The organism is Rhodococcus sp. (in: high G+C Gram-positive bacteria) (genome assembly GCF_049591685.1).
In the GTDB taxonomy this organism is placed as follows: Bacteria; Actinomycetota; Actinomycetes; order Mycobacteriales; family Mycobacteriaceae; genus Rhodococcoides.
Window position 1 is genome coordinate 1 of record NZ_JBAWFH010000132.1, and the last position, 9,539, is coordinate 9,539.

Genomic DNA, 9,539 nt, shown 5'->3' on the forward strand with positions numbered 1-9,539 from the left:
ACCCAGGGCAGCGAGAGCTCGTCGAGAACTTCGAGAATCGCGGCGTGGTCCAGTCCTGAAATGTCTTGTACAGCAATGGTTTTGAGGTCCGAGTTGTGCAACCGCTCACAGACGCCGTCGTAGACACCCGGCTCGTCGGCCGAGCCCGGCAACAGCAGCACGGTGTGCCGCGAATCCGGCCCAGAGATGCGCAACGTTGCGCTCCCGTCGCGGGCCGTCACTTGCTTGTGATCCATGGGGTCGACGCTACTGCACGGCCGACGCGTACTTCCCTACAGTGCGAATTCGCCCTCGAAGCTCACTGCGTCACTTGCGTCACTGCGTCACCCCGTGCGCGATGACCTCGAGCACCGCATCGACGTCCAGGTTGTTCTCGACCAGGTCCGCGAGGAGCTCCAGCTGCTGCTCACGCATGTCCGTGACGGACGTGGCAGGCGAGACCTCGAATCCGGTGCGTCCGGCCCGATCCGCGACCCACCGAAGAACTCTCCTGCGGAAGGCGTCGGACTCGAGCAACCCGTGCCAGTGCGTACCCACAACCGATCCGCGAACGCTCCCCTCGGGCCGCCCGTCCTCGTATCGGAGCAGCGGTGCGTTGCCGTTGTGCACAACCCTGCCGTGGTGGATTTCGTACCCCGATACCGCGTCCGTTCCGAAATGCGGCGAGGACCCCGCGACCCTGTCCAGCACCTTCTCCGACTCGAACACGACGTCGAGGTCGAGCACACCCAGACCGGCCGCCGCACCCACCGACGATTCGACCTCGTCGGCTATCGATCGGCCGAGCATTTGATAGCCGCCGCAGACACCGAGAATCGGGCGCCCCTCCTCCGCCCGCGCGACGAGGGCGTCGGCGAGCCCGGTGCGTCGCAACCACTCCAAGTCCGACAACGTTGCCTTGCTGCCCGGCACCACCACCAGGTCGGCGTCGGTGAGCCGTGACGGTTCGGTGACCCAGTGAACGGACACGCCCGGCTCGCATGCCAGCGCCTCCACATCAGTGGTGTTCGAGATGCGGGGTAGCCGCACGGCTGCGACACGCAGCCACTGGGAACCCAGCGCCGGACCGGGTCGACCCACCGGCGCGTCGGCGACCGTGCCCAGAGAATCCTCGGCGTCCATCCACAGGTCGTCCGAATACGGCACCACCCCGTAGGTGGGCCGTCCCGTCAACTCCTCGAGCTGAACCAATCCTGGCTCCAGCAGTGCAGGATCGCCGCGGAACTTGTTGATCACGAAACCCTTCACCAGCGCACTGTCCGCCGGGCTCATGATCGCGACCGTGCCGTAGAGATGCGCCAGTACGCCGCCGCGGTCGATGTCTCCGACGACGACAACAGGGAGCGACGCCGCCGTCGCCAAACCCATGTTCGCCAGATCTGTTGTCCTGAGGTTGATCTCGGCTGGCGAACCGGCTCCTTCGCAGATCACCACGTCGTAGTCCGCTCGCAGCGATTCCAACTCCGCTGCGACCACCTCACGCAGCGCCTGCCGGTGCTCGATGTAGTTCGATGCCGACACCTGCGCCACCGCGCGGCCTCGGACAACGAGTTGCGAGGTTCGGTCGCTACCGGGCTTGAGGAGGACCGGATTGAAACGAACGCTCGGCTCGAGCCCGCACGCCCTAGCCTGCAGGGCCTGGGCGCGTCCGATTTCGCCACCGTCGAGGGTAACGACCGAGTTGTTGGACATGTTCTGCGCTTTGAACGGCGCCACGGAGACACCATTACGAGCCAGCATCCGGCACAGGCCGGCAACGATCACGCTCTTGCCCGCATCCGAGGTGCACCCCGCGACCAGAAGCGCGCCTCTCAGCTGACTCGAAACGGCTCCTCCACCGAGAACAGCACCGCTCACGGCAGCATGTTTCGCTTCACTCCGCAGGCTCCGCTCACGGCAGCGTGAGAATCTCGCTACCCGTGTCGGTCACGACCAAGGTGTGCTCGAACTGCGCAGTCCACTTGCGGTCACGGGTCACCACGGTCCAACCGTCGTCCCACATCTCGCCGTCGATCTTGCCGAGGTTGATCATGGGCTCGATCGTGAACGTCATTCCCGGTTCGATGATCGTGTCCACCGACGGCTGGTCGTAATGCAACACGACGAGCCCGTTGTGGAACGTCGTGCCGATGCCGTGGCCGGTGAAGTCTTCGACGACGCCGTATCCGAAGCGGTGGGCGTACGACTCGATGACTCGGCCGATGACATTGAGCGCACGGCCTGGCTTGACGGCTTTGATGGCTCGCATCGTGGCCTCGTGTGTCCGCTCGACGAGCAGGCGAGCTTCTTCCGAGACATTGCCGGCCAGGAAGGTGGCATTGGTGTCCCCGTGCACGCCGTCGATGTAGGCGGTGACGTCGATGTTGACGATGTCACCGTCTTCGATGACGGTGGAGTCGGGGATGCCGTGGCAGATGACCTCGTTGAGCGAGGTGCAGCACGACTTCGGAAAACCGCGGTAGCCCAGAGTGGACGGGTAGGCACCGTGGTCGATCATGTAGTCGTGCGCGATGCGGTCGAGCTCGTCGGTGGTGACGCCAGGGGCCACGGCCTTGCCCGCTTCCTGCAGAGCCCGGGCGGCGATCGTCGACGCCACGCGCATCTTCTCGATCACTTCGGGGGTCTGCACCCAAGGCTCGCTGCCCTCGGCAGCCGTCGGCTTCCACGCATACTCCGGCCGTTCGATCGACTTCGGTACGGGCAGAATGGGCGATACGACGCCCGGCACGAGCGGCTGACGGGGCTTGCTCTCGGCGGTCACAGACATGTTCACAAGGGTAGTCGGTGGCTCGGTTCACACCTCACTGCATGCACCCGGACTCATCGGTACTGAGCTGTGTACGTGATCGGCACGACGAGGATCTATGATGCAGGTCACATGACTCGAAGGGAGTACTCTGCGTGCCCTGCACGGATCTACTGCGACCTCGCGACGGCGATGCGCTCCGCGCCGAGCTGCGTGAGGTGGTCAAGCGCTCGGGGGTACCCGTCGTGTTCGGCGGCGAAATCACTGCGCACACCCTGCACCTGAGCGAGTTTCACGGCACGCGCACCCGCGGATTGGACGGATTGCTCATTCCCAGTCGATCCGGGCTCGGCGGACGTGTGATGGAGCAGCGGCGCCCCGCCGCAGTCAGTGACTACGGCAGCTCGCAGTACATCACCCATGACTACGACCGCCCCGTGCTCGGTGAGGGACTTCGGTCGATCCTGGCTGTACCGGTAGTGGTTGCCGGGGCTTCGCGAGCCGTCATGTACGCGGCTGTGCGCGAGAGTGGACCCATCGGTGACAGAGTCGCCGACTCGATGGTGCAGGCGTCCAAGCGGCTTTCCCAGGAAATTGCGATTCGTGACGAGGTCGACCGCCGCGTCCGCTTGCTGGATGCACGCTCGGATACTGCCGACTGGTCGGATGCCGCCGAATGGTCGGTAGCCGACGAAGCCCTGCGCGAGATACACGCGGACCTCCGCACCATCGGCAGCTCCACCAGCGACGCGACGCTGCAGGCAGAGCTGTCGAAGTTGTCCGACCGCATACTGCGAGCTCTTCACCCGTCGCCGAACGAATCCGACGTGACGCTCTCCGCTCGCGAAACAGACGTACTCGCACAGATTGCATTGGGTTGCACCAATGCACAAGCGGCGCAACGTTTGTCACTGAAGCCTGAAACGGTGAAGTCGTATCTTCGATCCGTGATGGGCAAGACCGGCACCCGTACTCGTCACGAGGCGCTCGTCGTGGCGCGCAAACTCGGATTGCTTCCGTAAGGAGCCAGGTCAGTACCCCGGCGGCAGTACCTCGAACATCTCCCGGGTCACCGCCACCGCGTTGTCGGAGCTACCACCGCGAACGACGAGCGTTGCGAACGCAAGGTCCCCTCGGTAGCCGACGAACCAGGCGTGGGAGCCTCCCTCGACTTCTGCTTCGCCCGTCTTGCCATACACCTCACCCTGGTCGGCGATACGTTCGGCCGTACCGCTCGTGACCACCGACCGCATCATTCCGCGCAAACCGTCGACCATTGCGGGCTCGATCGTCGGTGGTTCGCCGTCGATTGCGGTCTCCCGCCCGACGATCAGGTTCGGCACCGGCGTCGAACCCCGGGCGACGGTCGCTGCGGCCAACGCCATCCCGAATGTCGAGACCACGACCTTGCCCTGGCCGAAGCCGTCCTCGGTGCGCTGCACCAAGTCTTCGGCGGGGGGCACGGAACCCGAGTCGGTCGGAAGACCGATGACGTCGTAATCGACTCCCACCCCGAACTGCGAAGCCGCAACTGTCAGCGCATCGGGTCGCATTTCGCTGGCCAGTTTCGCGAACGAGGTGTTGCACGATCGGGTGAACGCCGTACCCATCGACACGTTGCCCAATGCGAATTCGTTGTAGTTGGGGATGCTTCGCTCCCCGATCACGATGCGCCCGGGACACGGCACCGTCGTTTCCGGTCCGGCGAGTCCAGCGGAAATCGCTGCACCGGCCGTGACCATCTTGAACGTCGACCCCGGCGGGTACAGGCCGGCCGACGCAACGGGGCCGTCGCGGTCGGCCTCGACGTTTTGAGCGACGGCCAGAATCGCGCCCGTGGACGGTTGGATCACCACCATCATTGCCTGCTCTGCGCGCGCGTTCACGGCGTTCTGCGCGGCGACCTGAATGTTGCGGTCGAGACTGATGGAGAACGACGGCGCAGGCTGCGGCGGTGTGTCGGTCAGGACGTCCACATCGACGCCGTTGCGGTTGACGGTCACCACACTCCACCCGGCTTGTCCGTCGACCTCGTCGATGACGGTCTTCTTGACCTGCGAGACGAGGTCCGGGGCAAACGTCCGATCGGTCGCTACGAGATCCGATTCGTCCGACACCGTCACTCCGGAAATCGCGGCCAGCCGGTCGGCGACGCCCGAGAAGTCCTCGTCGCGCAGCAGTGCCACGGGATAGTCCCCGTCGACGGACGTCGCGGACTCGACGATGCTCTGCGCGGAGATGGTGGCATCGAATGGCGCCAGTACTGCCGCCAGATCCGTTGCGGATCGTACGACGTTGACCGATTCGTCCGCGTCGATCTTGATGCGGTGTACGACGCCCGGTACCAGCACGTCCGTCCCCGACCGTTCGTTCACCCGTGCTCGCGGTGGAGCCGTCGACCGAAGCGCCATCGTCTGCGTGTCGCCGAGTTCGGGATGGATGTCGGTCGACGTCCACCGCACACCCCAGCGGCCGTCGGTTCTGCCCATCTGGAGCTCGCCGTCGTAGGTCCAGGTGCGGTCCTTCGGCAACTGCCATTCGTAGGTGTATCCGACGGTAGCCGTGTCACCGTCCACCCTGACCGACGTCGTGCGTGCTTCCAGCGATTCGGCTTGGAGGTCCTCCCAAGCATCGCTCAGTGCCGCCGCGGCGGCCTCGGGTCGATCGGTGTCCGTCGACGCCGAATCGATGTCGCGCGAGGAGAATGCTTGCAAGAACGCCTGGGCGGCAGGTTCCGGCCCGTCGGGACTCGGGGTGCACGCCACGGCCGAGCCGATCAACACGACACCGGCGACAGCAGCAGCGGCCGATCGGCGCGCACGCGGGACTTCGAAAAACTTCATCGAGCTCATCGTAGTTGCGCACCAGCGCAACCGAGCTCAGCGAATCGCTGTCAGTCCAGCAGAACCGTCGTGAACGTCGCCACCTGGCTCAGCCCGATTCGCGCGTAGGCGCGACGGGCCGGATAGTTGAAGCTGTTGACGTAGAGGCTCGCGATCCGCCCGCTGCGCACTACGGCGTCGACGACGGTTGCCGTCCCCGACGACCCGAGCCCCCGGCCGCGGTACAGCGGGTGCACCCAGACGCCCTGTATCTGTCCGACGGTGGCCGACTGGGAGCCGACCTCGGCTTTGTAGATGACCTGACCGTCCTCGAACCGTGCCCACGCACGTCGCGCAGCGATGAGGCTCGCGATCCTGCGCCGATAGCCGCGGCCCCCGTCGCTGGACCGGGGATCGACGCCGACCTCCTCGATGAACATGGCCACAGCGGCCGCGAGGTAGACGTCGAGCTCGTCCGAATTGACCAATCTCACATCGGAATCCGGCGGGTACTCCGAATACTGCGACGTTGCGAGCAAGGGTTGATCGCTACGAACTTCTCGAGGCGTGCCCCAATCGGGTTCGAGCATCTCCCACAGGGGAAGCGTCAGCTCCGCTCGGCCCACGAGTGACGAGCACATCCGCGGCCCGCGGCAGGCCCGGTCGGCGAACGACCGCAAGTCGTCCATCGACCCGAGTAGGGGCACCAGGTTGGCACCGTAGAAGCAGAGTGACTCGTCGGGCCGCCCGCGACTCCACATCTCGCCGTGGAACGAACGCGGGTCGAGACCGTGCTCTTGAACTCGTGCGGCGACCATGCACGTGGCAATCGGATCGGCGTCCAACACCCGCAGGACACCGGCCGTGTCCTTGCTACCCAAGGGCTTCGCGCCGAGGAGCTTGAGCACTTGCGGTCACCTCCTGACCAACGCACATCGGATATGTGGCGAGCGGCACCGACTCAGCATTGCAGAACCGCTGCGTCCCCGATCGCAGGATGCCCGTTTTCGCCTCCGACACTCACGAGAAAACTAGCTGACCGTGACGACCGGAGCTCCGGAATCTGCACCCTGATCATCGCCGAATTCTTCGGCAATGCGCATCGCTTCCTCGATCAAGGTCTCGACGATCTGAGCCTCGGGGACGGTCTTGATGACCTTGCCCTTGACAAAGATTTGGCCCTTGCCGTTGCCGGACGCGACACCGAGGTCGGCGTCGCGCGCCTCACCCGGACCATTGACGACGCAGCCCATGACAGCTACACGCAGCGGAATGTCCATGCCTTCGAGACCGGCCGTGACCTGATCGGCCAACGTGTAGACGTCCACCTGAGCGCGACCACACGACGGGCAGGACACGATTTCGAGCTTGCGCGGACGCAGGTTCAGCGACTGCAGGATTTGATTGCCGACCTTGATCTCTTCGGCCGGAGGTGCCGACAGTGAGACGCGGATGGTGTCACCGATACCGCGGGAGAGCAGTGCACCGAAGGCAACGGCCGACTTGATGGTGCCCTGGAACGCGGGCCCGGCCTCGGTCACGCCGAGGTGCAACGGGTAGTCGCATTGCGCCGCGAGCTGCTCGTACGCCTCGACCATCACGACCGGGTCGTTGTGCTTGACGGAGATCTTGATGTCGCCGAAGCCGTGCTCCTCGAACAGGCTCGCTTCCCACAGCGCGGATTCGACGAGCGCCTCGGGCGTCGCCTTGCCGTACTTGTCCATCATCCGCTTGTCGAGCGATCCGGCGTTGACGCCGATCCGGATGGGGATGTTCGCTGCGCCCGCGGCCTTGGCGACCTCTTTGACGCGACCGTCGAATTCCTTGATGTTGCCCGGGTTGACTCGGACTGCCGCGCACCCGGCGTCGATGGCCGCGAAGATGTACTTGGGCTGGAAATGAATGTCGGCGATGACCGGGATCTGGCTCTTCTTGGCGATGATGGACAGCGCGTCGGCGTCGTCCTGAGTGGGGCATGCCACGCGGACTATGTCGCAGCCCGATGCCGTGAGCTCGGCGATCTGCTGCAATGTGGCGTTGATGTCGTGAGTCTTGGTCGTGCACATCGACTGCACGGAGATCGGGTGTTCGCTGCCGACTCCTACGGTGCCGACCTGCAGTTGACGCGTCTTACGGCGCGGGGCGAGTACGGGAACCGGCGGTACCGGCATTCCCAGTCCGACTGACGTTGTCACTTCGTATGCCTTCTTCCCTAGCTGTACTCACCACTGTAATCACTCGGCTGGAATGCTTCGGTGCTGTATGACCTGGGTCATTCTGCTGCTCCCCCAGGCGGCTCCGTCAGAACAGCTGAATCGGGTTCACGATGTCCGCCGTGAGTGTGAGCAACATGTAGGCGCCGCCGATGACGATGACCACGTAGGTGGCGGGCATGAGCTTCATGTAGTCGACCGGTCCGCCGTCGGGAAGTCCCCGCCTGTTCCGGAAGAAGTTCCTGATCCGTTCGTAGATTGTCACTGCCATGTGCCCACCGTCGAGCGGGAGAAGCGGCAGCAGATTGAAGATCCCGAGGAAGAAGTTCAGGCTCGCGAGTAGCAGAACGAAGACGGGCCACATCGACCGTTCGACGAGCTGACCTCCGATGACACTCGCGCCGACGACGCTGATCGGTGTCTCGACGTCCCGTTCACCTCCGGTGATCGACGTCCACAGGTCGGCCACCTTGCTGGGCATCTGCACGAGGCGGTGCGCGGTTTCGACGAACATGTCACCGGTGAACGCGAAGGACGCGGGGATTGCCGCGAGCGGGTTGTACTGCGTCGGCTCGAAGAACTCCATCTGCACACCGACGGCCCCTACCGTGGCCGACTCGCGACCCGTTTCGGTGCCGTCGCTCACCCACCTCTGCACCTGCTGAACCTGTACCGGGAACGTCAACTCCTGGCCGTCGCGCTCGACGACGAAATCGACGACGCCCGACGTCGGCTGTGTGGCGGCCACGACATCGGCGAACGTGTCGGTCTCCGTGCCGCCCACCGACGTGATGACGTCGCCCTGGCGAATGCCTGCGACATACGCGGGGCTCGGACCGGTGCACTCCGGGAAAGTCAGGTTTTGATTCTGAGTTGCTGTGACACACGGCATTTCGCCGACCATCGCACCGGTCGGCGGGTTGAGGTTCGGGAGCCCCCAGCCCACTGCCAACGTGAAGATGAGGATGAATCCGAGAATGAAGTTCATCCCGATCCCACCCGTCATCACGAACAGGCGCTTCCACGTCTTCTGCCGGTACATGGCCCGGTCGATCTCGTCCGGCGCGAGCTCGTCGATCGCGGTCATACCGGCGATGTCGCAGAACCCGCCCGCCGGAATTGCCTTGAGGCCGTACTCCGTTTCACCGCGGCGGAAAGAGAACACCTTGGGGCCGAAGCCGATGAAGAACCGGCGCACTTTCATGCCGGTGGCGCGGGCGGTCCACATGTGGCCCGCTTCGTGCAGAGCGATCGACACTGTGATGCCGAGCGCGAAGAGTACGACGCCGAATACGAACACCATCGTCTCTACCGGTCCTTCTGGTTCAGGAGCGTGCGGGCTTGCCTGCGCGCCCAGGCGTCGGCACTCAGCACGTCATCGACCTCGGTCGGGGTTGCTGCCCACTCCGTACTACCGTCCTCGACGACCTGGGCGACGGTGTGCACGATCTGCGGGAAGTCGATGACCCCTGCCAGGAAGGCTTCGGCTGCCACTTCGTTGGACGCGTTGTAAACGGCAGTCATGCAACCACCGAGTATGCCCGCCTGGCGGGCGAGCTGCACAGCCGGGAACACCCGGTCGTCCAGCGGTTCGAAATCCCAGGTGAAGGACGTCGTGAAATCGATCGAGCGGGCTGCTCCCCGCACGCGGTCCGGCCAACCGAGCGCGAGCGCGATGGGCAGGCGCATATCGGGAGGACTCGCCTGAGCGATGGTGGAACCGTCGAAGAACGTGACCATCGAGTGCACGATCGACTG

At 64.6% G+C, this 9,539-nt stretch carries 7 protein-coding genes and 2 pseudogenes; 1 reads left to right on the forward strand and 8 read right to left on the reverse strand.

Annotated features, from left to right (window positions below; genetic code table 11):
• From WBQ44_RS05690 to map, 3 genes and pseudogenes are all read right to left on the reverse strand, one after another.
• Positions 1-236 (reverse strand): annotated as a pseudogene (locus tag WBQ44_RS05690) (alpha/beta hydrolase); the annotation flags it as partial.
• Positions 237-315: 79 nt separating this feature from the next.
• Positions 316-1,815 carry a cobyric acid synthase gene (locus WBQ44_RS05695; protein WP_495565761.1) on the reverse strand — a complete coding sequence of 500 codons (1,500 nt, stop codon included), beginning with the start codon at positions 1,813-1,815 and terminating at the stop codon, positions 316-318.
• A gap of 76 nt (positions 1,816-1,891) precedes the next feature.
• The gene (map, locus tag WBQ44_RS05700) at positions 1,892-2,767 is read right to left on the reverse strand and encodes a type I methionyl aminopeptidase (protein ID WP_495565755.1); all 876 of its coding nucleotides are present in this window, start codon (positions 2,765-2,767) and stop codon (positions 1,892-1,894) included.
• A 134-nt stretch (positions 2,768-2,901) separates the two neighbouring features.
• Between map and WBQ44_RS05705 the strand changes: the two genes are divergently transcribed.
• On the forward strand, positions 2,902-3,768 hold the full coding sequence (locus WBQ44_RS05705; protein ID WP_495565756.1) for a LuxR C-terminal-related transcriptional regulator: 867 nt from the start codon (positions 2,902-2,904) through the stop codon (positions 3,766-3,768).
• A 9-nt stretch (positions 3,769-3,777) separates the two neighbouring features.
• Here WBQ44_RS05705 and WBQ44_RS05710 read toward each other — a convergent pair whose 3' ends face one another.
• The 5 genes and pseudogenes from WBQ44_RS05710 to WBQ44_RS05730 all read right to left on the reverse strand — a co-directional run.
• The gene (locus WBQ44_RS05710; protein WP_495565757.1) at positions 3,778-5,589 is read right to left on the reverse strand and encodes a penicillin-binding transpeptidase domain-containing protein; all 1,812 of its coding nucleotides are present in this window, start codon (positions 5,587-5,589) and stop codon (positions 3,778-3,780) included.
• A gap of 50 nt (positions 5,590-5,639) precedes the next feature.
• The gene (locus WBQ44_RS05715; RefSeq protein ID WP_495565758.1) at positions 5,640-6,476 is read right to left on the reverse strand and encodes a GNAT family N-acetyltransferase; all 837 of its coding nucleotides are present in this window, start codon (positions 6,474-6,476) and stop codon (positions 5,640-5,642) included.
• Between the two features lie 123 nt (positions 6,477-6,599).
• Entirely contained in the window at positions 6,600-7,763 is a 1,164-nt protein-coding gene (ispG, locus tag WBQ44_RS05720; protein ID WP_495565759.1) for a flavodoxin-dependent (E)-4-hydroxy-3-methylbut-2-enyl-diphosphate synthase, read from the reverse strand.
• A 106-nt stretch (positions 7,764-7,869) separates the two neighbouring features.
• Positions 7,870-9,084, reverse strand: a complete 1,215-nt coding sequence (locus WBQ44_RS05725) for a M50 family metallopeptidase (RefSeq protein WP_495565760.1) — start codon at positions 9,082-9,084, stop codon at positions 7,870-7,872.
• 5 nt (positions 9,085-9,089) lie between these two features.
• Positions 9,090-9,539: pseudogene (locus WBQ44_RS05730) on the reverse strand (1-deoxy-D-xylulose-5-phosphate reductoisomerase); the annotation flags it as partial.